The 21245-nt window shown below is 70.8% G+C and carries 24 protein-coding genes; 12 read left to right on the top strand and 12 right to left on the bottom strand.

The genetic code is table 11. The annotated features are described in order from the left end of the window. The first annotated feature begins 19 nt into the window (after positions 1-19). Entirely contained in the window at positions 20-664 is a 645-nt protein-coding gene (locus tag ACWEVS_RS10525) for a TetR/AcrR family transcriptional regulator C-terminal domain-containing protein (protein ID WP_354907436.1), read from the top strand. A 49-nt stretch (positions 665-713) separates the two neighbouring features. On the opposite strand, the gene ACWEVS_RS10520 is transcribed toward ACWEVS_RS10525, so the two are convergent. Together ACWEVS_RS10520 and ACWEVS_RS10515 are read right to left on the bottom strand one after the other, a co-directional pair. Then, positions 714-1217 (bottom strand): aggregation-promoting factor C-terminal-like domain-containing protein, encoded by a 504-nt coding sequence (locus ACWEVS_RS10520; RefSeq protein ID WP_354907435.1) that lies wholly within the window; start codon positions 1215-1217, stop codon positions 714-716. Between the two features lie 302 nt (positions 1218-1519). Further along, positions 1520-1936, bottom strand: a complete 417-nt coding sequence (locus ACWEVS_RS10515; RefSeq protein WP_452414016.1) for an aggregation-promoting factor C-terminal-like domain-containing protein — start codon at positions 1934-1936, stop codon at positions 1520-1522. Positions 1937-2114: 178 nt separating this feature from the next. Here ACWEVS_RS10515 and ACWEVS_RS10510 point away from each other — a divergent pair, with 178 nt between their 5' ends. Together ACWEVS_RS10510 and ACWEVS_RS10505 are read left to right on the top strand one after the other, a co-directional pair. Beyond that, positions 2115-2600, top strand: coding sequence for a glutathione peroxidase (locus ACWEVS_RS10510; RefSeq protein ID WP_449927113.1), 486 nt, complete (start codon positions 2115-2117; stop codon positions 2598-2600). Then, on the top strand, positions 2597-2995 hold the full coding sequence (locus ACWEVS_RS10505; RefSeq protein WP_354907433.1) for a YchJ family protein: 399 nt from the start codon (positions 2597-2599) through the stop codon (positions 2993-2995). Before ACWEVS_RS10510 ends, ACWEVS_RS10505 begins: the two co-directional genes overlap by 4 nt. Here ACWEVS_RS10505 and ACWEVS_RS10500 read toward each other — a convergent pair. Continuing rightward, the gene (locus tag ACWEVS_RS10500) at positions 2961-4004 is read right to left on the bottom strand and encodes a LacI family DNA-binding transcriptional regulator (protein WP_449927119.1); all 1044 of its coding nucleotides are present in this window, start codon (positions 4002-4004) and stop codon (positions 2961-2963) included. The genes ACWEVS_RS10505 and ACWEVS_RS10500 overlap by 35 nt on opposite strands. A 168-nt stretch (positions 4005-4172) precedes the next feature. Here ACWEVS_RS10500 and ACWEVS_RS10495 point away from each other — a divergent pair, with 168 nt between their 5' ends. Further along, on the top strand, positions 4173-5384 hold the full coding sequence (locus tag ACWEVS_RS10495; protein WP_354907431.1) for an ABC transporter ATP-binding protein: 1212 nt from the start codon (positions 4173-4175) through the stop codon (positions 5382-5384). Positions 5385-5490: 106 nt separating this feature from the next. Here ACWEVS_RS10495 and ACWEVS_RS10490 read toward each other — a convergent pair whose 3' ends face one another. Continuing rightward, on the bottom strand, positions 5491-6243 hold the full coding sequence (locus ACWEVS_RS10490; protein ID WP_452414015.1) for an SDR family NAD(P)-dependent oxidoreductase: 753 nt from the start codon (positions 6241-6243) through the stop codon (positions 5491-5493). A gap of 164 nt (positions 6244-6407) precedes the next feature. Here ACWEVS_RS10490 and ACWEVS_RS10485 point away from each other — a divergent pair, with 164 nt between their 5' ends. Both ACWEVS_RS10485 and ACWEVS_RS10480 read left to right on the top strand, forming a co-directional pair. Then, entirely contained in the window at positions 6408-7577 is a 1170-nt protein-coding gene (locus tag ACWEVS_RS10485; protein WP_452550985.1) for a PQQ-dependent sugar dehydrogenase, read from the top strand. Further along, the gene (locus ACWEVS_RS10480) at positions 7574-8026 is read left to right on the top strand and encodes a flavodoxin family protein (RefSeq protein WP_449927128.1); all 453 of its coding nucleotides are present in this window, start codon (positions 7574-7576) and stop codon (positions 8024-8026) included. The genes ACWEVS_RS10485 and ACWEVS_RS10480 overlap by 4 nt, the downstream gene beginning before the upstream one ends. On the opposite strand, the gene ACWEVS_RS10475 is transcribed toward ACWEVS_RS10480, so the two are convergent. Continuing rightward, positions 8016-8309, bottom strand: coding sequence for a carboxymuconolactone decarboxylase family protein (locus tag ACWEVS_RS10475; RefSeq protein ID WP_354907427.1), 294 nt, complete (start codon positions 8307-8309; stop codon positions 8016-8018). The two genes, ACWEVS_RS10480 and ACWEVS_RS10475, sit on opposite strands and share 11 nt — an antisense overlap. 325 nt (positions 8310-8634) lie before the next feature. Between ACWEVS_RS10475 and ACWEVS_RS10470 the strand changes: the two genes are divergently transcribed. Together ACWEVS_RS10470 and ACWEVS_RS10465 are read left to right on the top strand one after the other, a co-directional pair. Then, a complete protein-coding gene (locus ACWEVS_RS10470) occupies positions 8635-9315 on the top strand; it encodes a hypothetical protein (protein WP_452414012.1) in 681 nt (226 codons plus the stop codon). A 10-nt stretch (positions 9316-9325) separates the two neighbouring features. Further along, positions 9326-12232 (top strand): AAA family ATPase, encoded by a 2907-nt coding sequence (locus ACWEVS_RS10465; protein WP_452550983.1) that lies wholly within the window; start codon positions 9326-9328, stop codon positions 12230-12232. A 23-nt stretch (positions 12233-12255) separates the two neighbouring features. On the opposite strand, the gene ACWEVS_RS10460 is transcribed toward ACWEVS_RS10465, so the two are convergent. Further along, complete coding sequence (locus ACWEVS_RS10460) at positions 12256-12906, bottom strand: HAD family hydrolase (protein ID WP_452550981.1); 651 nt, start codon at positions 12904-12906, stop codon at positions 12256-12258. Next, entirely contained in the window at positions 12903-13250 is a 348-nt protein-coding gene (locus ACWEVS_RS10455) for a YybH family protein (RefSeq protein ID WP_354907423.1), read from the bottom strand. Before ACWEVS_RS10455 ends, ACWEVS_RS10460 begins: the two co-directional genes overlap by 4 nt. A gap of 229 nt (positions 13251-13479) precedes the next feature. Here ACWEVS_RS10455 and lysS point away from each other — a divergent pair, with 229 nt between their 5' ends. Both lysS and ACWEVS_RS10445 read left to right on the top strand, forming a co-directional pair. Further along, entirely contained in the window at positions 13480-15141 is a 1662-nt protein-coding gene (gene lysS, locus ACWEVS_RS10450) for a lysine--tRNA ligase (RefSeq protein ID WP_449927140.1), read from the top strand. Positions 15142-15151: 10 nt separating this feature from the next. Beyond that, positions 15152-15538, top strand: coding sequence for a thiol-disulfide oxidoreductase DCC family protein (locus ACWEVS_RS10445; RefSeq protein ID WP_354907421.1), 387 nt, complete (start codon positions 15152-15154; stop codon positions 15536-15538). Here ACWEVS_RS10445 and ACWEVS_RS10440 read toward each other — a convergent pair. Genes ACWEVS_RS10440 through ACWEVS_RS10425 form a run of 4 tightly spaced genes read right to left on the bottom strand, consistent with a single transcriptional unit; the run spans position 15434 to position 18785 of the window. Continuing rightward, positions 15434-16297: a hypothetical protein gene (locus ACWEVS_RS10440; RefSeq protein ID WP_452414006.1), complete on the bottom strand. Its 864-nt coding sequence runs from the start codon at positions 16295-16297 to the stop codon at positions 15434-15436. The two genes, ACWEVS_RS10445 and ACWEVS_RS10440, sit on opposite strands and share 105 nt — an antisense overlap. After that, on the bottom strand, positions 16282-16725 hold the full coding sequence (locus ACWEVS_RS10435; RefSeq protein WP_452414004.1) for a hypothetical protein: 444 nt from the start codon (positions 16723-16725) through the stop codon (positions 16282-16284). Before ACWEVS_RS10435 ends, ACWEVS_RS10440 begins: the two co-directional genes overlap by 16 nt. Positions 16726-16783: 58 nt before the next feature. Further along, positions 16784-17437 carry a potassium channel family protein gene (locus tag ACWEVS_RS10430; protein WP_354907418.1) on the bottom strand — a complete coding sequence of 218 codons (654 nt, stop codon included), beginning with the start codon at positions 17435-17437 and terminating at the stop codon, positions 16784-16786. Position 17438: 1 nt separating this feature from the next. Beyond that, complete coding sequence (locus tag ACWEVS_RS10425) at positions 17439-18785, bottom strand: TrkH family potassium uptake protein (protein ID WP_354907417.1); 1347 nt, start codon at positions 18783-18785, stop codon at positions 17439-17441. Positions 18786-18908: 123 nt separating this feature from the next. Between ACWEVS_RS10425 and ACWEVS_RS10420 the strand changes: the two genes are divergently transcribed. Then, complete coding sequence (locus tag ACWEVS_RS10420; RefSeq protein ID WP_449927149.1) at positions 18909-19385, top strand: hypothetical protein; 477 nt, start codon at positions 18909-18911, stop codon at positions 19383-19385. Between the two features lie 97 nt (positions 19386-19482). Here ACWEVS_RS10420 and ACWEVS_RS10415 read toward each other — a convergent pair whose 3' ends face one another. Continuing rightward, complete coding sequence (locus tag ACWEVS_RS10415; RefSeq protein WP_449927152.1) at positions 19483-20082, bottom strand: TetR/AcrR family transcriptional regulator; 600 nt, start codon at positions 20080-20082, stop codon at positions 19483-19485. 59 nt (positions 20083-20141) lie between these two features. On the opposite strand from ACWEVS_RS10415, the gene ACWEVS_RS10410 reads away from it, so the two are divergent. Next, positions 20142-21221: a calcium:proton antiporter gene (locus tag ACWEVS_RS10410; protein WP_452550979.1), complete on the top strand. Its 1080-nt coding sequence runs from the start codon at positions 20142-20144 to the stop codon at positions 21219-21221. The last annotated feature ends 24 nt before the right edge of the window (positions 21222-21245 follow it).

The following is a 21245-nucleotide window of genomic DNA, read 5'->3' as shown; positions in this document are numbered from 1 at the left end:
TGCGTCAATAGAATGAGCTATGCCCACCGAGCCGCTCTCCCGCGTGCGTATCGTCGCGGCCGCGATCGACCTCATCGAGCGTGAGGGCGCGGACGCGGTGTCCATGCGCAGGATCGCCGCCGACCTGAACGTCGGCGTCATGTCGCTCTACAACCACGTGCCGAACAAGGCCTCGCTGCTCGACGGCGTCGCCGAGTCGGTGCTGTCACAGATCGAGTTCACCGACGACCCCGGCGCCCACTGGACCGACAGGGTGCGCATGCAGGCCAGGGCCTTCCGGCAGATCGCCCACCACTACCCGCGCTCCACCATGCTGGTGGTCAGCCGGCAGCTCCACTCCAACGCCGGGCTGTTCCCCGTGGAGCGGGCGCTGACCACGCTGCGCCAGGCGGGTTTCGACGGCGCCGACGCGGTGCGCATGCTGCGCCTGTTCATCGCCTACGTGATCGGCTCGCTGCTGCGCGAGGTGGGGGTCACGCCGACCTTCGCGCCCGTCCCCGGCGCCCCTCCGGTCAGCGACGTGGACCCCGAACTGTTCCCCCAGGTCAGCGAGCTGTCCTCGCTGCTGGGCTCGTGCGACCACGAGGAGGAGTTCGACTTCGGCCTCGACCTGCTCATCCAGGCCATCGCCGTCCACCTGGAAAGGAAGGGCACCCGGGGCTGAGCCCGGATGCCCTTCCACGGCAGGCGCCACTTCCCCTCGGCGGCTGCCCCTAGTACCAGTTGTGCGACCTGAAGTGGCCCCAGGCGCCGCACGGCTTGCCGTAACGGCCCTTGATGTACTGCAGGCCCCAGCGGATCTGGGTGGCGGGATTGTGCCGCCAGTCGCTTCCGGCGCCCGACATCTTCACCGCCGGCAGTGCCTGCGGAATGCCGTAAGCCCCTGAGCTGGGGTTCTGCGCCCGGTGGTTCCAGTTGCTCTCCCTGGTCCACAAGCTGTCCAGGCACTGGAACTCCCGCAGCGACCACGACCTCCGTACCACGAGGTCGAGCGCGATCCGCTTGTTGGTGTTCCTGCCGGGCAGCGCGGGCCGCGCCTTCGGCTCGGCCTTGGTCGTCCACGTGGCGTGATGGATCACGTGGGGCTGGACCGCGACCGTCCAGGTCCGCTGGTGGACCGTCCCGGGCGACTCGGCGTCGGCCAGGGCGATCGTGGATGTCCCGCCGGTGAACGCCGCGGAGGCGACCACCATGGCGAGAACGCGTTTGCTGTCCAACTTGATCCTTGCAGTCGGGTCGCGTGCGGGCGGACCTTCGTGAAGCAAGGGTCCTGCCGATCCGCGCCCGTGGCTCGGGCGAGAACGGGCCCGCGCGGCCTCCGAGATCCTTTCCCGTCCGATCGACCTGGACGGCCCGGAAGGCACCGCGACGATGTCTCTAGGCGGTTTCTAATACGCCATGTCGCCACTGGTGCGTGATCTCAGACGCCGGAAGAAGAGGACTTTGCCGCTGAACGGTCTCGCCTTGGATCGGCCCGGCGGCCCGATGACCATGCGTATTCGAACAGCGGGTGCGGAGATCAGTACCAGCCCCGCCCCTGGAAGTGGGACCAGGCGGCGCACGGCGAGCCGTACCTCTTCTTGATGTAGGACAGGCCCCAGGTGATCTGCGTCCTGGGGTTGGTGCGCCAGTCCCGGCCGGCGCTGACCATCTTCCTTCCGGGCAGCGCCTGCGGGATGCCGTAGGCGCCCGAGCCGCTGCCGGCCCGGTGGTTCCATCCGCTCTCCCTGGCCCACAGCCGCTCCAGGCAGCCGAACTGGGCCCGGGTCCATCCCTTGGCCGCGACCATGGGCCTGGCGATGGCCTTGTTCCTCGCGCCGGTGGTGGCGCTGCCGGTCGCGGCGGCGTCCGCGGACGCCGCCGTCGCTGTTCCCGCTCCCGACACCACGACCGTGGCGGTCAGGAGCAAGGCTCTGGTACGGCGGAGCGTAGGCATGCGGTCTTCCCTTCGAAGGGGTCGGGGGACTGCGTCACCCTGCCGCACTCGCGCCATTTGTCGCTAATTGACCATGAAAAGGTAGATCGTCAGTAAAGAACGTGATCTATGGCTGTACAGGGGGTTTAGCGGGAAAAAGTGGACTCTGTCACATTTCTTGGGAAGGTAGAGTCGGATCATGAATCTCCGCGACATCCCGGTCCGCACCCTCGCGGACGCCCCGACCACGCTCGCCGAGCTGGCCGGCGACAAGGCCCTGCTCATCGTCAACGTGGCCTCCAGGTGCGGCCTGACCCCGCAGTACACCGGCCTGGTGAAGCTCCAGCAGGAGTACGGGCCGCGAGGCTTCAGCGTGGTCGGCGTGCCGTGCAACCAGTTCATGGGCCAGGAGCCCGGCACGGCCGAGGAGATCCAGGAGTTCTGCTCCACCACCTACGGCGTCGACTTCCCGCTGCTGGAGAAGGCCGACGTCAACGGCGCCGACCGGCACCCGCTCTACGGCCCGCTCACCGCCACGCCCGACGCCGACGGCGAGGCCGGCGACATCCAGTGGAACTTCGAGAAGTTCCTCGTCGACCGCGAGGGGACGGTGGTGGCCAGGTTCAGGCCGCGCACCGAGCCGTCCGACCCCGCCGTCACCGCCGCGATCGAGAAGCTCCTGTGAGTGGGCGGACCTGCCCGTGCGGGCTGCCCGCGGCCTACGAGGACTGCTGCGGGCGGCTGCACCGCGGGGCGGCGGCGGCCGAGACCGCCGAGCAGCTCATGCGCTCCCGTTTCAGCGCCTTCGCGGTGGGCGACGCCGCCTACCTGCTCAGCAGCTGGCACCCGTCGACCAGGCCCGCCGAGATCACCTTCGAGCCGTACCTGCGGTGGAAGCGGCTGTCGATCGTGAGCACGAGCGGCGGCGGGGCCGGCGACACCGAGGGGACGGTCGAGTTCCGGGCCCGCTACAGCCAGGCCGGCAGGGCGGGGGAGATGCGCGAGGTCAGCAGGTTCACCCGGCACGAGGGCGCCTGGGTGTACCTCACCGGCGAGGCCCGCAGCTCCCACGCACGATGAGCTCGGTGGGCAGCAGCACGCTGCGCGGGCGCCTGGCGCCCGACCTGAGCACCAGCTCGGCCGCCCGGTAGCCGAGATCCTGGCCCGGCTGGGCGATCACCGTCAGCGGGGGCGAGCACAGCTCGGCCCACGGCACGTCGTCGTACATCACCAGCGACAGGTCGCCCGGGATGCGCAGGCCGAGCTCCCGCGCGGTCAGCACGGCCGCCTCGCCCAGCGCGCTGCCGCCGGCCACCAGCGCGGTGACGTCGCCCCGGCTCTGCAGCAGACCCGAGGCGGCGGCGTAGGCCGAGTCGCGGCTGCCGCCGGCGGAGACGATCAGCTCCTCATCCGCCAGCGTGCCCATCGCCTCCCGGAAGGCGGCCACCCGGCGGGCGCGCCCAGGGCCGCCGAGGTAGGCGATGCGGCGATGGCCGAGGCCCTTGAGGTACTGCACCGCCGTACGGACACCGGAGCGGTCGTCGGCCAGGACGGCGGGGATGGCGCTGTCGGGACGGGGCGGCGTCCGCAGGCCGTCGAGCATCAGCAGGTCGTCGAGCGGCTCGTCGGACGGCTCGTCCTCCTGGGGCTGCTCGCCGACGAACACCACCGTCATGCCCGCCCTGATCGCCGGGCCCCACGCCTCGGCGTCGCCCGAGGGCACGGCGATCACCCGGTCGACGCTCTGCTCCAGCAGCATGCCGATGAGCTCGGCCTCCTGCTCGGGGTCGTCGCCCGTCGAGCCGACCACGACGGGCTCGCCCGCCGAGCGGGCGCAGGCGAGCACGCCCTCGGCGAGCCTGCCGTACAGGGTGTCGGTCAGGTCGGGAACCAGCAGGCCGATGCCGCCGGCGCGCTGCTGGCGCAGGTTGCGGCCCACCGCGCTGGGGCGGTAGTCGAGATGCGCGGCCACCGCGAGCACCCGCTCGCGGGTCTCCTGGCTGGCCGATCCACCGGACAGCACCCGGGAGACCGTGGCCACGCCGACGCCGGCGGCCTCCGCCACGTCCTTGATGGTGGTGCGCTTCATGGAAACGATTCCACCACTCATTCCGGAAGCTTTCCAGCTCGAATGGGTAACATCGCCTGGTCTCTTGACAGGGTTCCCCCTTTCGGGTGAGATGCATGAAAACGTATCCACGGTGAGTGGTGTCCCCCACATACGTCCGGGTTCCGGCCCGCTGCGCGAAGGACTGTCATGGCATCCATCGTTCTGACAAACGTCGACAAGATCTACGCCGGTGGCGTGAAGGCCGTGAACGCACTCAACCTTGAGATCAAGGATGGGGAGTTCATGGTTCTGGTCGGCCCCTCCGGCTGCGGCAAGTCGACCGCGCTGCGGATGATCGCCGGACTCGAGGACATCAGCGGCGGCGAGATCGCCATCGGCGACAAGGTGGTCAACCACCTGCCGCCGAAGGACCGCGACATCGCGATGGTCTTCCAGAACTACGCGCTCTACCCCCACATGACCGTCGAGGAGAACCTCGCCTTCGGTCTGAAGCTCCGCAAGATGCCCAAGCCGGAGATCCAGAAGCGCGTCAACGAGGCCGCCAAGATGCTGGGCCTCGAGACCTACCTCAAGCGCAAGCCGGCCGCCCTGTCCGGTGGTCAGCGCCAGCGTGTCGCGATGGGCCGCGCCATCGTCCGCGAGCCGCAGGCCTTCCTCATGGACGAGCCGCTGTCCAACCTCGACGCCAAGCTCCGCGTCTCCATGCGCGCCTCGCTCAACCAGATGCACGAGCGCCTCGGCGTCACCACCGTCTACGTCACGCACGACCAGGTCGAGGCCATGACCCTCGGCGACCGCGTCTGCGTCCTGCGCGACGGCCTGCTCCAGCAGGTCGACACCCCGCAGAACCTGTTCGACAAGCCCGTCAACCTGTTCGTCGCCGGCTTCATGGGCTCGCCCTCGATGAACTTCGTCACCGCCGAGCTGGTCCGCGACGGCGGCGCCGCGGTGGCCTTCGCCGGCTACAAGCTGGCCATCCCCGAGTCGACCTTCTCCGACAAGCCGGGCCTCGACCAGTACATCGGCAAGAAGGTCATCCTCGGCATCCGGCCCTCCGACTTCGAGGACTCCAGCGCCGCCGGCAGCCACGCCAACGGCTGGGCCACCCTGCCCGTCAAGGCGGAGGTCACCGAGGAGCTCGGCTCCGAGATCAACGTCCTGTTCCTGATCGACGCCCCGCCGGTCGAGCACAAGGACACCGTGGCCGCCCAGGACACCGGTGACGACGAGGAAGCCACGCTGCCGCTGTCCGGCGACAAGTCGCTGTGGACCGCCCGCGTCAACGCCCGCAGCCACGTGCGTCCCGGCCAGTCGATCGAGCTGGTCGTCGACACCCACAACCTGCACTTCTTCGACGCCGCGAGCGGCCTGGCGATCGGCCACGAGGCCAACCGCTAGAGCACGCCTCTTCCGAGCATCCCCCCGCCGCGACCCCCTCCCGCGGCGGGGGGATCGTCTTCGCGGGGTCCGCTCCCCGTGTTCCGGAGGCGGGGGGAGCGCCGGGCTACTTGCGGCCGATCATGGCGGAGATCCGGTGGGTCAGCCCGCGCGGGATGAGCCTGCCCACCGCCACGATCGCCTTGTAGCGAAGGTCGGGGATGGAGACCGTCCTGCCGAGCGCCAGGTCGCGCATCGCCTCGTTCACCACGGCGTCGGCCTGCAGCCAGAGGAAGCCGGGGATGCCGGAGACGTCCATCGAGGCCCGCTGGTGGAACTCGGTGCGCACGAAGCCGGGGCACAACGCCATGATCCGGATCTTCGGGTCGCCCACCTCGGCGGCCGTCGACTCGCTGAAGTTGACCACCCACGCCTTGGAGGCGCTGTAGGTGCCCCGGGTGAAGAAGGCCGCCACCGAGGCGACGTTGATCACGGCGCCCCTGCCGCGCGCCCGCATGCCCGGCAGGGCCGCGAGCGTGAACCTGAGCACGGCCTCGCAGTGCACCTTCAGCATGCGCACCTCGTCCTCGAGCGGCACCTCGAGGAAGTGGCCGGGGTGGCCGAAGCCCGCGTTGTTGACCAGGCAGTCGACGCCTTCGCGCAGGCGGGCCTCGACGCGCTCCAGCCCGTCGTCGGTGGCCAGGTCGGCGGGCAGGACGTCGACGGCGACGCCGTACTTCTGCTTGAGCCGTTCGGCGGCCTCGGCGAGCCGGGTCTCGTCGCGGGAGACCAGGACCAGCGAGAAGCCGTCGGCGGCAAGGCGGCGGGCGAAGGCCGCGCCGATGCCGGCGGTCGCGCCCGTGATCAGTGCGGTAGGCATACGGCCAGCGTAACGCCCGCCCCGCCCGCTCCCGGCGGCGCGCCGACGATCACGATCGCACGGCCGGGCACGCGCGCCAGGGCAGGGCCGCCGCCTGCGCCGAACCTTTCCCGGCCCCGGCGCGTACAGGCACCGTGACGAGATCGCATGAGAGGATCGGCAGCGTGCGCCCCGCGCTTGCCGCCGTCGCCCTGGTCGCGGTGCTGACCGCCTGCTCGGCCACCCAGCCGGCAGGGCGGGAGCCTGCCCGCCCCGAGGCGGGACAGTCCGTCCGGCCCTCGGCCGAGGCGGCGACCACGGCGTCTGGGCGGCCGGTGCCCGCGAGGCTGGAGTTCGCCGAGATCGCCCGGTTCGACAAGCCCGTGGCCTTCGCCGTGCGCGAGGGCGACGAGGCGCTCTACGTCGCCGAGCAGAGCGGCCGGCTGCGCGCGCTCGTCGACGGCCGCCAGCAGGTGATCGTCGACCTGTCCGGCGAGGTCAGCGACGGCAACGAGCAGGGCCTGCTCGGCGTGGCCTTCCATCCGACCGGCAGGTGGCTCTACCTCGACTGGACCGACGCCGCGGGCCGTACCCACGTCACCGAGTGGGCCTTCGACGGCCGCAGGGCCGGCGGGCGGCGCGACGTGCTCACCCAGGACCAGCCGTACGCCAACCACAACGGCGGGCAGCTCGCCTTCGGCCCCGACGGCTACCTCTACATCGGCCTCGGCGACGGCGGCGGCGGGGGAGACCCGCAGGGCAACGGCCAGAACCTGGGCACCTGGCTGGGCAAGATCCTGCGCATCGACCCGCGCGGCACGCCCTACCGGGTTCCCCCGGACAACCCGTTCACCGGCCGCGGCGGGGCCAGGCCGGAGATCTGGGCGTACGGCCTGCGCAACCCATGGCGCTTCAGCTTCGACAGCAGGACCGGCGACCTGTGGATCGGCGACGTCGGCCAGAACGCCTGGGAGGAGGTCGACCACGAGCCGAGCGGCAAGGGCGGCCGCAACTACGGCTGGAACGCCTTCGAGGGCGGGCATCCCTTCGACACCGGCGTGCGGGCCGCCGGAGCCGTCAAGCCGGTCATCACCTATCCCCTCGGGCAGGACGGGACCTGCTCGGTCATCGCGGGCCACGTCTACCGGGGTGCCCGGATCCCCGGGCTGGCCGGCCACTTCCTCTACGGCGACTTCTGCGCCGGATGGGTCAAGGCCGCGCCCGTGAGCGACCCGGCGCACGGCATCGAGGTGGGCAGGGTCGAGCAGCTGTCGTCGTTCGGGCAGGGCCACGACGGCGAGCTCTACGCCCTCAGCCTCCAGGGCGGGCTCTACCAGGTGCGGGCGGCGTCGTGAGCCGGCTGCTGATCGTCCACCACACCGCCTCGCCGGCCACGCACGAGCTGCTGGAGAAGGTGCGCGAGGGCGCGACGACCGACGAGATCCAGGGTGTCGAGGTGGTCACCAGGGCCGCGCTCAACGCCACCGCCGCCGACGTGTTCGCCGCCGACGCGCTCATCCTCGGCACCCCCGCCAACATCGGCTACATGAGCGGGGCGCTCAAGCACTTCTTCGACACGATCTACTACCCGTGCCTGGAGGAGACGCGGCGCCTGCCGTACGGGCTGTACGTGCACGGCAACAACGACGCCACGGGGGCGGTGCGCGGCGTGGAGTCGATCACGCGTGGTCTCGGCTGGGAGCCGGTCGCGGCGCCCGTCGTGGTGATCGGCGCGGTCACCAAGGCGGACCTGGAGGCGTGCTGGGAGCTGGGCGCGACGGCCGCGGCGACGATCAGCCCATGACCACGCGCTCGATCAGGTCCTCCACCTGGGCGTTGAGCCGCGCCCCGCGCGCCCATCCCGCGTAGTGGGTGAGGAAGACGACCGTCTCCCTCAGCTCCTCCGCGCTCAGGTCGCCGGTGCGCAACGCGGTCTCCAGCTGGATCTCGACCGCCTGGTCGAGCCCCTGTCCGACGAGCAGGCCGATGAGCAGCAGTCGGCGGTCGCGGTCGCTGATCGCCTCGCGCGCCCACACCTCGGCGAACAGGTGCTCCACGGTCATGGCGAAGTTGATCGGTTCGTTCATGTCGCGCTCCGAGCGAGGCGGGAGGGGGGTCCGAAGCTCCTTATCCTTCGCCAGTCCGGCGCGAAGAGATAGGCCCTTCGGCAAGACATCTTGGCCGTTCCCTGGTTGCGCAAACGTTGCAGCAGGGTAGAGATGGGCGAGTAGGTCTTGATCCGGACTTTCTCCGCGCGTCTCAGCGATCTATAACAAACACAGCCAATAGTCGGCTGCGCTTTGGTCAAGACTTCTGGGGCCGGAAGAGGAGATTAGCCGCCAAAAACGGGCACAACCAAGGCGTTGGCGGGTAACGCGGAGGTAAGCCCTGGTGAAAAAGACACGGGCTTGGATGAAAGCGGCCGTCAGCACGGCCACGGTCACGGCCGTGCTGACGGCCGGAGTCGCCGCCTGCGGTCAGGCGGAGTACACCTACGTGCGCGACAGGGAAGGCACCACCTACTTCAAGGTGCCCTCCTCGTTCTCGAAGATCGACTCCACGAAGATCGATCTCCTGCTCAGCGGCGACCATCCCGAGTCCGAGACGGCGAAACTGCGCAAGCAGCTGGTCTGGTCGACCGCCTTCGACCAGGCCCCCGAACCGGCCGTGGACCACCTGCTGGGTTCCCAGGACCCGTTCGTCTACTCCACCGTCCACCGGCTGACCGAACCGCAGCGGAACGTGGTCTCGCTCAACACGATGCGCGACTTCATCCTGCCCGTGACGGAGGAGATGCGGCAGGCCTACACCCAGCGCCTCATGGAGGCGGGCCAGCAGCCCACCCTCGCGCGGTTCGAGCTGCTCACCGACCAGCCGATCGTGCTCAGCGACGGCGCGAGAGGCGTGCGCGTGCGGTTCAACTACCTGATCGGCGACACCGTCCAGACCTTCGACCAGACCGCCTACCTCGACCGGACGGGCGGGACCGTCTCGGTGCTGCTGATCCGCTGCACGGCCGCGTGCTTCAGCAAGAGGGTCGCCGAGTTCGACAACATCGCCGAGTCCTTCAAGCTGCTCAAGATGCCAGGATGAGGGAGCGACCGTGACCACGACCCACCCTGAGGGACTGCGCGCTCCCGGCAGCGGCCCCAACGATCCCGACTCCGTGACCCGCAAGCGGATGGCCTTCTGGGATCGCAGCAAGTTCATGCTCGGCCTGGGCCTGGCCTTCCTCGTGCTCGCCTGGAAGGAGATGGCCGACTACGAGGGCATCATGCCCTTCACCGACGCATTACAGCGTATCGGGGACAACCATCCGTGGATCTTCTACCTGCTGGCCGCCGAACTCGTCCGGCAGGTGCACTTCTTCGTCAGCGAGCGCTCGCCCGGCTACCACCGCTTCTGGAGCAAGGGCGTCTTCGGCGGCTTCGAACGGTGGACGCACCGCCGGTTCAGCGACTGGACGAGGTTCAGGCTCGCCAGGATCATCAAGATCCTGTTCTGGGTCACCGTGCTGGCTCTGGTCCTGGGCGCGGTGCTCGACCGCAGCCCCTTCCTGGCCCTGTTCCAGGCTCCGGCGCTGGCCTTCCAGGCGCTGCCGTACGTCGCCCAGCTGGCCTTCGCGTTCTTCTTCGTCATCTTCCAGTTCGTCGGACTGTTCTGGTTCCTGTCGCGCGGCGGCGTCGAGACCTACTACCCCGACGACATCAAGACCAGGTTCAGGGACGTGTGGGGCCAGGACCACGTGGTCGAGCGCGTCAAGGAGAACATCGTCTTCCTGGAGCAGCCGGATGCCATCGAGGCGCGCGGCGGCTACGTGCCCAGCGGTCTGTTGCTGTGGGGGCCGCCCGGAACCGGCAAGACGCTGATGGCCGAGGCCGTGGCCGGCGAGACGGGCAAGCCGTACGTCTTCGTCGACCCGGGCGCGTTCATCAACATGTTCATGGGCATCGGCGTGCTGAAGGTCAAGTCACTGTTCAGGAAGCTGCGCAAGCTCGCCCTGCGCTACGGCGGCGTCATCGTCTTCTTCGACGAGGCCGACTCCCTCGGCCGCCGCGGCCGCCTGGCCGGGCAGGCCCCGCCCGGGCAGGGCTTCAGCGCCGACGGCTGCCACGGCTTCGGCTACCTGTCGGAGTCGTCCAGATCCATCCTGTCCACCAGGGTCACGCCGCCGGACACCGAGAACAGCAGGTTCTTCATGGGCGGCGGCATGAACGGCGGCGGCGACATGGGCACGCTGCAGGCGCTGCTCACCGAGCTGTCCGGCCTGAAGAAGCCGCGCGGCCTGTTCAACCGGCTCGTACGGCGCGCCCTCGGCATGCGCCCCAAGCCGCCGCCGAAGTACCGCATCCTGGTCATGATGGCGACCAACATGCCGGACGCCCTCGACGACGCGCTGCTGCGGCCGGGCCGTATCGACCGCATCTACAAGGTCGGCTACCCGTCCAAGGCGGGCAGGGTCCGCACCTACCAGGGCTACTTCGCCAAGGTCCAGCACGAGCTGACCGACGAGCAGATCGACAAGCTGGCCACGATCACCCCCTACGCCACCGGCGCCACGATCAAGGACCTGGTCAACGAGGCGCTCATCACCACCATCCGCGACGGCCGCGAGACCATCACCTGGTCGGACGTGCTGCGCGCCAAGCGGCTCAAGCAGCTCGGCCCGCCCGAGGACGTCGAGTACATCGAGCGGGAACGGCACGCGGTCGCCGTCCACGAGGCCTGCCACGCGGTGATCGCCTACCGCACCCGCTACCACCTCGAGATCGACATCGCCACCATCGAGAAGGGCGCCGACTACCTGGGCATGGTCGCCTCGATCAAGCCCGAGGACCAGTTCACCCGGTGGAAGTCCGAGCACGAGGCCGACATCATGGTCTCGCTCGCCTCGCTGGCCGGCGAGCGGATGTTCTTCGGCGACGACAACTCCTCCGGCGTCTCCGGCGACCTCATGTCGGCGACCTATCTCGTCGGGCTCATGGAGTCGCACTGGGGCATGGGCACCGGCATCGCCTCCCTGCCCGCGCTGCAGGAGCTCGGCATCCACGCCGGCAAGGCCCTGCGCGGCCAGCCCGGGGCGCAGGAGCAGAGTCCCGCGCCGCGCGAGGGCGTCGTCCCCGAGCATCTCAGCGAGCGCGTCGAGTTCAACCTGGTCAGGTTGCTGGAGAAGACCGAGGAACTGCTGCGCGAGCACCGGCGCGAGGTGCTGTGCCTGGCCCACGCGCTGGAGACGCACAAGACGCTCAACGGCGAGGACGTCGTCGCGGTGCTCGAAGGGCGGCAGGGCCCGCTGGTGGACGGCGGCGTCTACCGGTCGGAGACGCTCATCGAGGAGATCGAGGAGTACCACCGCGACGCGGCCAGGGCGCACCGCGAGCACAGCGGCGTCGAGCGCGACCTGCCCGGCGTCGTGGAGGTCACGGCCGGGATCGCCGAGCCGTCCTACGACGTGCAGGTGCTCGACCCGGCCGACGCCGCCGCCCCCTCGCCCGGCAACGCGCTGGTGCCGGACGACCGGCGGCCCCAGTTCGTCCCGTGGGAGCCCCCGCAACCCGGCGCGCCCGCCACACCGGGTCACCAGGCGGCGCCGTTCGGGACCGCCCCGCAGATGCCCGCTCCCTTCCTGGCCGCTTCGTCCGGTACGGCCGAGCCGCCGCCCGCGCGCCGCTCGGGCGCGACCGCGTGGGTGGTCGTGGGCAGCCTGTTCACGCTCGCCGGCCTCGCGCTGTTCGGCGCGCTGGCGGCGACCGGCGCCACCGGCAGCGCGGTCGGCGCGATGTCCCCCGGCCTGCTGCTCGTGCTGTTCGTCGTCGTGGTGGCGGTGGTCGTCGGCATCGGGGTGGCGCTCATCGCGCTGAAGGCGGTGCGCGCGGGACAGAAGCGGGCCGAGCAGGAACGTGACAGGGCCAACGCCCGCGCCCAGCTGCTGGCCGCGGCCATGGACCCGGAGACGGCGATGCGCCTGCTCGGCTACGACGGCCGCCGCGGGCCCGACGAACGCCCCTGAGCACCCACCGCGCCGGTGGGTGCTCAGCCGAGCCGGTCGACCAGGCCGGGGGTGAGATCGCCGAGAGCGGGCACGACCGCGGCGGCCAGTTCGAGGGCGTCGGGCGCGGGCGGGTACCTCGGATGGGGGACGGCGATCACCCGCATCCCGGCCGCGGCCGCCGAGCGCAGCCCGTTGCTGGAGTCCTCGACAGCCACGCAGCCGCGCGGGTCGGCGCCCAGCCGCCGCGCCGCCTCCAGGTAGCCGTCGGGCGCGGGCTTGCCGTACGCGACCTCCTCGGTGGAGACGGTCGCGGAGAAGAACGCGCCGAGCCCCGTGGCGTCCAGGACGACGTCGATGAGCGCGCGGGGCGACGAGCTGGCCAGGCCCAGCGACCGGTGCTCGGCCAGGCGGGCGACCGCCTCCTTCGCGCCGGGCATGAGGGGGACGCCGTGGCGGTACCGCTCGGCCATCAGCCCGACCACGCCCGCCGCGATCTCGTCCGGCGACCGCCGCACGCCGAGCTCGGCCAGGTAGGCGGCCCATTCGCCGGTGCTCATGCCCATGAGCCTCGGCTGGGTCTCTGGCAGCCACGTGCCGCCGTGCGCGGCGACGTAGGCCCTGCGGACCTCCTCCCACACCGGCTCGGAGTCGACGAGCACGCCGTCCAGGTCGAAGACGACAGGCCGGCTCATGCGGGCTGCTCCATCCAGTACTCGACGAACTCCGTGCACCGGCCCCCGGCGTCCAGCCTGACCAGCCACAGGTTGCTGAAGGCGGTGTCGGGATAGGTGGTGACGCCTTTGACCACGGCCACCTCCTCGGTGACGGCGACGGGCTCGTACTCGAAGGCCGCGGGGCCGTCGGTGTCCTTGCGCTCGAGCCATCGCGTGACGATCGCGTCCTTGCCGCGCCACGGCTCGGCGTAGGGCTCGGTGAAGTAGACGGCGTCGTCGGCGAACAGCGCGCCGATGTCGTCGGGGTCGTTGGTGTGCCAGGCCCGGATGTAGGCGTCCATCCAGCTCGCGAGGTGGGTCATGGACACCTTTCTACCCGGGCCCGGCGAGGCGGCCGCGGCCGAGGGTGCGCTCCGCCGCCCGGCGCCGAACCGCAGGGCGACGGCCTCCGAACGGCCTCCGAACGGCCTCCGAACGGCCCGCGGCGGGCCGGCCGGGCCGGACGGAACCGGCGGCCTGGCGCGGTCGCGTCCATACCCGCCGATTCTTCCGTCAGAATGGGGCGTCACACTTCGATGGAAGGGCTGTTCCATGACCGACTGGGTCTCCCAACTCGCGGACGACGTCATCGCCGAGTCGGAGCGGCGCGCGCCCGGCAAAACGATCGTCTGCGCCTCGGGGCTCAGCCCGTCCGGACCGATCCACCTGGGCAACCTGCGCGAGGTCATGACCCCGCACCTGGTGGCCGACGAGATCAGGCGGCGCGGCCTCGACTGCGTCCACCTGCTGTCCTGGGACGACTACGACCGCTTCAGGAAGGTGCCCGCGGGCATCGACCCGTCGTGGGCCGAGCACATCGGCAAGCCGCTCACCTCGGTGCCCGCCCCGCCCGGCAGCGCCTACCCCAACTGGGCCGAGCACTTCAAGACCCCGATGATCTCCGCGTTGGCCAGGCTGGGCGTCACCTACCGCGGCATCAGCCAGACCAAGCAGTACACCTCGGGCGCCTACCGCGAGCAGATCCTCCACGCGATGCGCGAGCGTGACCGCATCGACGCCGTCCTGGCCCGCTACCGCACCAAGGCCAAGCCGAAGGCCAAGGACGCCGACGAGGCCGCCGCGCTCGAAGGCTCCGGCGCGGCCGAGGAGGAGGCGGGCTATTACCCGTACAAGCCCTACTGCACGCTGTGCGGGCGCGACCTGACCACCGTCACCGGCTACGACGACGAGACGACCGAGCTGGCCTACACCTGCGAGTGCGGCTTCGGCGAGACCGTACGGCTGGCCACCCACGACCGCGGCAAGCTGGTGTGGAAGGTCGACTGGCCGATGCGCTGGGCATACGAGGGCGTCGTCTTCGAGCCCTCGGGCGTCGACCACACCTCGCCCGGCTCGTCCTTCGAGGTCGGCGGCCACCTGGTCGGCGAGATCTTCGACGGCGTGCAGCCGATCGGCCCGCGCTACGCCTTCGTCGGCATCAGCGGCATGGCGAAGATGAGCAGCTCCAAGGGCGGCGTGCCGACCGCGGCCGACGCGCTGGAGATCATGGAGGCGCCGCTGCTGCGCTGGATGTACGCCCGCCGCAAGCCCGCCCAGTCCTTCAAGGTCGCCTTCGACCAGGAGATCCAGCGCCTCTACGACGAGTGGGACGCCCTGGAGCGCAAGGTGAGCGAGGGGCAGGCGCTGCCCGCCGACCAGCTCGCCCACGCCAGGGCGGTGCGGACGGCCGAGCAGCCGCTGGCGGCCACCGAGCGGCGCGTGCCGTACCGGATGCTGGCCTCCATCGTCGACGTGACCACCGGCGACGAGGAGCAGACGCTGCGCATCCTGCGCGAGCTCGACCCGGCCGCGCCGATCACCGACCTCGCCCAGGTGCGGCCGCGCCTGGACAAGGCACAGCGCTGGGTCACCACCCAGGTGCCCGCCGAGCAGCGCACCACCGTCAGGCCGGAGCCCGACGAGGAGCTGCTGTCCTCGCTGGGTGCGGAACAGCGCGAGTCGCTGCGGCTGCTGCTCGACGGGCTCGACGCGCACTGGTCGCTCGACGGGCTGACCGACCTGGTCTACGGCGTGCCCAAGCGGCAGGCGGGGCTGCCCGCCGACGCGAAGGCCACCCCCGAGCTGAAGGCCGCGCAGCGGGAGTTCTTCGTCCTGGTCTACACCCTGCTCGTCGGCCGCGACACCGGGCCGCGCCTGCCGACGCTGCTGCTGGCCGTGGGGGCCGACCGGGTCCGCAAGCTGCTGGGAGCGTAGAGTCTGGATCATGAGATCCCTGCTCGTCTTCGACGGCGACTGCGCCTTCTGCACCACCTGCGTGAGGTTCGTCGAACGGCTGCTGCCGACGAAGGCGGAGATCATCCCGTGGCAGTTCGCGGACCTGCGGGCGCTGGGTGTGAGCCAGGCGCGGGCCGAGTACGAGCTGCTGTGGGTGGACGAGCGCGGCGCCGTCTTCGGCGGCGCCCAGGCCGTGGCCAAGCTGCTCATCGACGCGGGACTGCCGTGGAGCCCGCTCGGCCTGCTGCTGCGGGTGCCGCCGGTGCGCTGGCTAGCCCACGGGCTCTACCGTGCCGTCGCCAACAACCGGCACCGGCTTCCTGGTGGCAGCCCCGCGTGCGCGCTTCCGGCCGATCGTCGCCCGCTCCAGCGGTAGGAAGGCCGCCAGGCAGATGACGTGCGGCAGGAAGTGGATCGTGATCGCCGCCCAGGTGAGCAGGTGGAACAGCCCCCAGAAGGCGACAGCCGCGTGGAGCGCCCTGCCGCGCAGCGCCAGCATGACCGGCGACGCCGTCTCGGCCAGCAGCACGATCCACTGCCCGATCAGCAGCGCGCCTGGCAGGGCCGCGACGAACTCGCCGAAGAACGTGCCGCGCCTGGAGATCGCCCACTGGAAGGTGGCGCCGTTCGGCCACTCCCAGCCGCCGTGCCTGATCTTGGCGTAGGCGGACAGGAAGTAGGTGGCCGCGACCGCGATCTGGACGCACCGCATCGCCCACCCGGCCGCCTCCTCACCCGCCCGCGCGGCCGTCGGCAGCACGAACAGGGCCACGACCAGCGCGAGGTGGTCGTGGTCGACCTTGCCGTACGACATGGCCAGCAGCGCCCAGTACAGGTAGCCGGCCGCCACGACGTATCCGGCCGCGCGCGGCAGCCTTCCCCACGCCGCCACCAGCGCCGCCACCACCACGACGGCGAACAGGGTGTAGACCAGCACGGGGGAGGCGCCCGGCAGGTGCAGCAGGCGGGCGACCAGCACGGGCCGGTACCCGGCGGGGTTCTCGGCGTGGCCCCAGACGCTGCCGGTGAACAGCATCATGTCCAGCGGGAGGAACAGGTAGACGATCAGCGACATGATCCGCACCCGCCGCGCCGGGACGGGAGCGAACCACCACCGCTCTAGCGCACCACCCATGACACCCTCTCCACGTCCTTGGTCCCCGCGGGACGGCGGTCTTCGAGCGTGACGACCCTGGTGATCACGATGAGCCGGGTGAGCCGGGGATCGTTGGGGCGGATGCGCTCGTGGGCGTCCGCCAGGCTCTGTAACAGCGAGGGCTGGGCGAGGTAGCGGCTGAGCTGGCCTTCGAGCTCGGCCCGGCGGATGCCGACGTAGTAGGGCTCGATGGGGATCTCGACCCGCGCGCCGGTGACGGTCTCGGCCTGCAGGTGCAGCGACTTGATCTCGCCGTCCGGCGGGATGCTGAACGCGAACTGCACCATGGGCCCGAAGGGGAACAGGTCGTCGTCCCCCAGCACCGTGCCGTATCCCAGCGCGGCGATCACGGCCCCCGCCGCGAACAGCCGCCACGCTTTACCCCGTTGTGTCAAGCCGCCCCGCATGCGAGCAAGCTAGCAGATCATGATCCAATTGATCATGATATTTCCGACATCTGCGGTTTCAGGGGAGTTCGGCGAAGCGCTCCACGTTCTCGGTCCTGCCCGAGACGAGGATGACGTCCCCGTAGGCGAGCTCGGTCTCCGCCGTGGCGTAGGTGAACTCCTCGCCGGGGCTCTTGACCGCCACCACGGTCACCCCGAACTTCTTGCGCAGCCCCGACGAGCCGAGCCGTATCCCGACGTACTCCTTCGGCGGCCGCGTCTTGGCCAGCGCGAAGCCCGCGTCCACCTGCATGTAGTCGAGCATCCGCCCGCTGACCAGGTGTGCCACCCGCTCGCCCATGTCGTGTTCGGGCAGCACCACGCGGTGGGCGCCGATCCGGCTGAGGATCTGGCCGTGCTGCCTGCTCACCGCCTTGGCCCAGATGTCCTCGATCTCCATGTCGACCAGCACCGAGGTGGTCAGGATGCTGGCCTCCAGGTCGCCGCCGATGGCCACCACCGCGCGGTAGAAGTCGGGCACGCCGAGCTGGGTGAGCGCCTCCGGGTCGGTGGCGTCGGCGGCGGCGATCTGGGTGATCTGGCCCGCCAGGGCCTGCACCACCTTGGGGCGGCTGTCGATGGCCAGCACCTCGGTGCCTCGTCTGGTGAGCTCGAGCGCGAGCGCGGTCCCGAACCTGCCGAGACCGATGACGACCACGGGGTCGTTTCTCATGTCAACCAACTATGACCCGTTCCTCAGGTAGTTCGTACCGGCTCGAGCGTTCCTTCAGGGCCAGCGCCGAGCCGAGCGTGAGCGGCCCGATCCGGCCCACGAACATCAGCAGCACGAGCAGCAGGTGCGCCGCGGGCGGCAGGTCGGCGGTGATGCCGGTGGACAGGCCCGCCGTGCCGAAGGCGGCGATCACCTCGAACAGCACCCTGTCCAGGCTGTGCGGGGTGATCACCAGCAGGATGTAGGTGGAGACGGTCACGAACGCCACCGCCATCAGGCTGATCGCCACGGCCTGCCGTTGCGCGGACTCCGGCAGCCGGCGGTGCCCGATGTTCACCCTCGACTCCCCTCGCAACTCGGCCCAGATGACGAAGGCCAGCAGGCCGAAGGTGGTCACCTTGATGCCGCCCGCCGTGCCCGCGCTGCCGCCGCCGATGAACATCAGGACTTCGGTCACCAGCCAGCTCGACGGGTGCATCTGGGAGATGTCGAGCGTGTTGAAGCCCGCCGAGCGCGGCATGACGCCGGCGAAGAAGGCGGCCAGCAGCTTGCCCGGCTCGTCGAGCGGGCCGAGCGTGCGCGGGTTGGTCCACTCGGTCAGCAGGAAGGCCAGCGTGCCGGCGGCCAGCAGGACGACCGTCATCCAGACGGTGATCCTGGTGAGCACGGTCCACCGGCCCGGGTGCCGCCACGCGCGGAACAGCTCGAAGACGACCGGGTAGCCGAGCCCGCCGACGATGACCGCGGCGGCGATCGTCAGGCAGATCCACGGGTCGCCGACGAAGCGCGTCAGGCCGTCGCTCCACAGGGCGAACCCGGCGTCGTTGAAGGAGGAGATCGCGTGGAAGACACCCAGGTAGACGGCCCTGCCCAGCGGCTCGCCGTACCCGAGGAGGAAGCGCAGGGTGAGGATGACGGCGATGACCGCCTCACAGCCGAGGCTGAAGAAGAGCACCTTGCGGGCGACTCTGCGCATGTCGGCGGTGCCGAGCGCCTTGGACTCGGCCTGGGCCAGCATGCGGGCGCGCAGGCCGAGGCGTCCCGAGACCAGGACGGTGAACATGGTGGCGAGCGTCATGATGCCCAGGCCGCCGACCTGGATCAGACCGGCGATCACCACCTCGCCGAACACCGACCAGTGCCCCTCGGTGTCGACGGTCGCCATGCCGGTCACGGTCACCGCCGAGGCGGCGGTGAACACCGCGATGACCCAGCCGGCCGGCTCGCCCGTGGTCGTGGCCGCGGGCAGCATGAGTAACAGCGTGCCCGCCAGGACGGCGAGCCCGAACGCGGTGGCGATCACCTGGGTGGGGCGCTGGAACCGTTCGAGCGCGGTCGACCTCCTCATCGCCCCCGCCGCGGCCCGTTGGCCAGGATCGTCGCTGACATCACGACCCAGAACCGTATCGGGTTCCGCTCGGGCCACGAGCCCGGGGTGAACCACACGGCCGCGGCGCACGTGAGTGGGGGCATGAGGAGACTTGTCGCGGCCGTGGGCATCCTGACGGCGCTGCCGGGTTGCGCCGCCGAGCGGGCGTGCACGCTGGTCGGCGCACCCGCCGGGATCTCGATACGCGTCGACGCCCCGCTCGCCGGCCGGGTGTCGGCGGCCGAGCTGACGGCATGCTGGAACGGCTCCTGCCGCCGGACGAGGGTGGAGCTCCACCCGGCCGGCGGCATCGTGCGGCAGAGCTGCGAGGGCACGGACTGCACGGCCGAGCTGGGGCCCAAGGGCGGCAAGCAGGGTTTCGGCGACCTGGCGGAGCTGCCGAAGGCGCGGGTGGACGCGGTGCTACGGCTGGAGGGGCGGGCCGGAGCGACCGTCGTGGAGCGGCGCCTGACCCTCACGCCGAAGGCCGTCTTCCCCAACGGCCCTGACTGCGGCGAGGCGGGTCCGCAGGCCGTGATCACCGTGTCCGGCACCGGCTCGGTCAGCGAGGGGACGTGACCTCGGTGCGGTCACCGGTCGCGCCGGCGGAGAGCGGCGGAGCGGCGACGACGCCGGCGAGGACACCTGGCCGCGTCCTGGCCGGCGGCGGGGACGGTCAGGAGGGCTCCTCCCGCAGCGCGCCGTAGAGGAAGATCTGGACGAGATCGGCGGTGGCGGGGCCGTCGCCCGTCCGCGCCCCGGTGAACAGCAGGCCGAGGAAGACGGCGGCGACCTGGTCGGCGCTCGCCCGCAGGGCGCCCGCCTCCGGCTCGAACAGTTCGGCGATCGCTGCCCTGACGAGGTCCATGGAGCGCTCGCGGTCGCCGGGCCGGCCGGCGGTCGCGTCGCCGCGACGGTGGCCCGAGGACATCAGCGCCCCGGCGACGGCGCCGATGCGGGCGAGGTGGGCGCCGAGCGCGTCAGCGGCCTCGGTGAGGCGGTCGGCGAGCGGCTGGTCCATCGGGATCGAGGCGATCTGCTCGACGGCGTGGTCGGGGCGGAGCGCCTCGGCCATGCAGGCGTCGAGCAGCTCCTCCTTGTCGGCGAACACGCGGAAGATCGTCGCCTCGCCGATGCCGGCGGCCCGGGCTATCTGGCTGGTCGTCACGGCGGTGCCGTGCTCGGCGACGAGGGGGAGCGCGGCGGCGACGATCATCGCGCGACGGCGCTCGGGGGTCATGCCGGGGGCGCGGCGCCGGGGTGTGTCTGTCGTCATATCGCCCACGGTACGGAGTGAGCGCTCACTCCGTCAAGAGAGCCGATAGGGTGATCGGCATGATGTTGCGTTGGACCGTGATCGTGCCTGTCGCCGCCTTCCTCGTTCTCGCCTTCGCCTGGGGCCGCCCGGCCGTCGGCCTGCTCATGGCGCTGGTCGCGCTGGCCCTGGTCGGCGCCGTGATCGCCGCCGTGCACCACGCGGAGATCGTCGCCCACCGGGTGGGGGAGCCGTTCGGCACGCTGATCCTGGCCATCGCCGTCACCGTCATCGAGGTGGGGCTCATCGTCATCCTGATGAGCGCGGGCGGCGCGGGTGCGGAGTCCCTGGCGCGCGACACCGTGTTCTCCGCCTTCATGATCGTCTGCAACGGCGTGATGGGCCTGTGCCTGCTGGTGGGCGCGCTGAAGCACCACGTGCTGGAGTTCAGGGTCGACGGCGTCACCGCCGCGCTGGCGACGCTGAGCGCCGTGGCCACGCTCGCGCTGGTCCTGCCGAACTTCACGCTCGCCACGCCGGGACCGACGTACTCGGCCGCGCAACTGGCCTTCGCGGGCGTCGCCTCGCTGGTCCTCTACGGCGTGTTCGTCTTCATGCAGACCGTGCGCCACCGCGACTACTTCCTGCCGGTCCAGGCCGGCGGCGGGGTGCGCCCGTCCGAGGAGCACGCCGACCCGCCCACCGGGCGCACCGCCCTGATCAGCCTCGGCCTGATGTTGATCTGCCTGGTCAGCGTCGTGGGACTGGCCAAGACCGTCTCTCCGGCCATCGAGGAGAGCATCGCGGCGATCGGCGCGCCGCGCACCACGGTCGGCGTGGCGATCGCGTTGCTGGTCCTGCTGCCCGAGACGGTGGCGGCGGTGCGCGCCGCGGCCCGCAACAGGGTGCAGAACAGCTTCAACCTCGCGCTCGGCTCCGCTCTGGCGAGCATCGGGCTGACCATTCCGGCGATCGCGGTCGTCTCGCTGCTGACCGGCGACAGTCTCGCCCTCGGCCTTGGACCGCTCCAGATGGTGCTGCTGGCACTGACGGTGGTGATAACAACTCTGACCGTCGCCCCGGGAAGAGCGACACTCATGCAGGGAACCGTCCACCTGGTGCTTTTCGGGGCCTTTCTCTTCCTTGCCGTCAGCCCCTGATCTCCCCTTTAATCGGAACCTGCG

The organism is Nonomuraea sp. NPDC003754 (assembly GCF_053605785.1).
The sequence above is the reverse complement of the archived record's forward strand: the minus strand, read 5'-3'. Positions and strand labels throughout refer to the sequence as shown.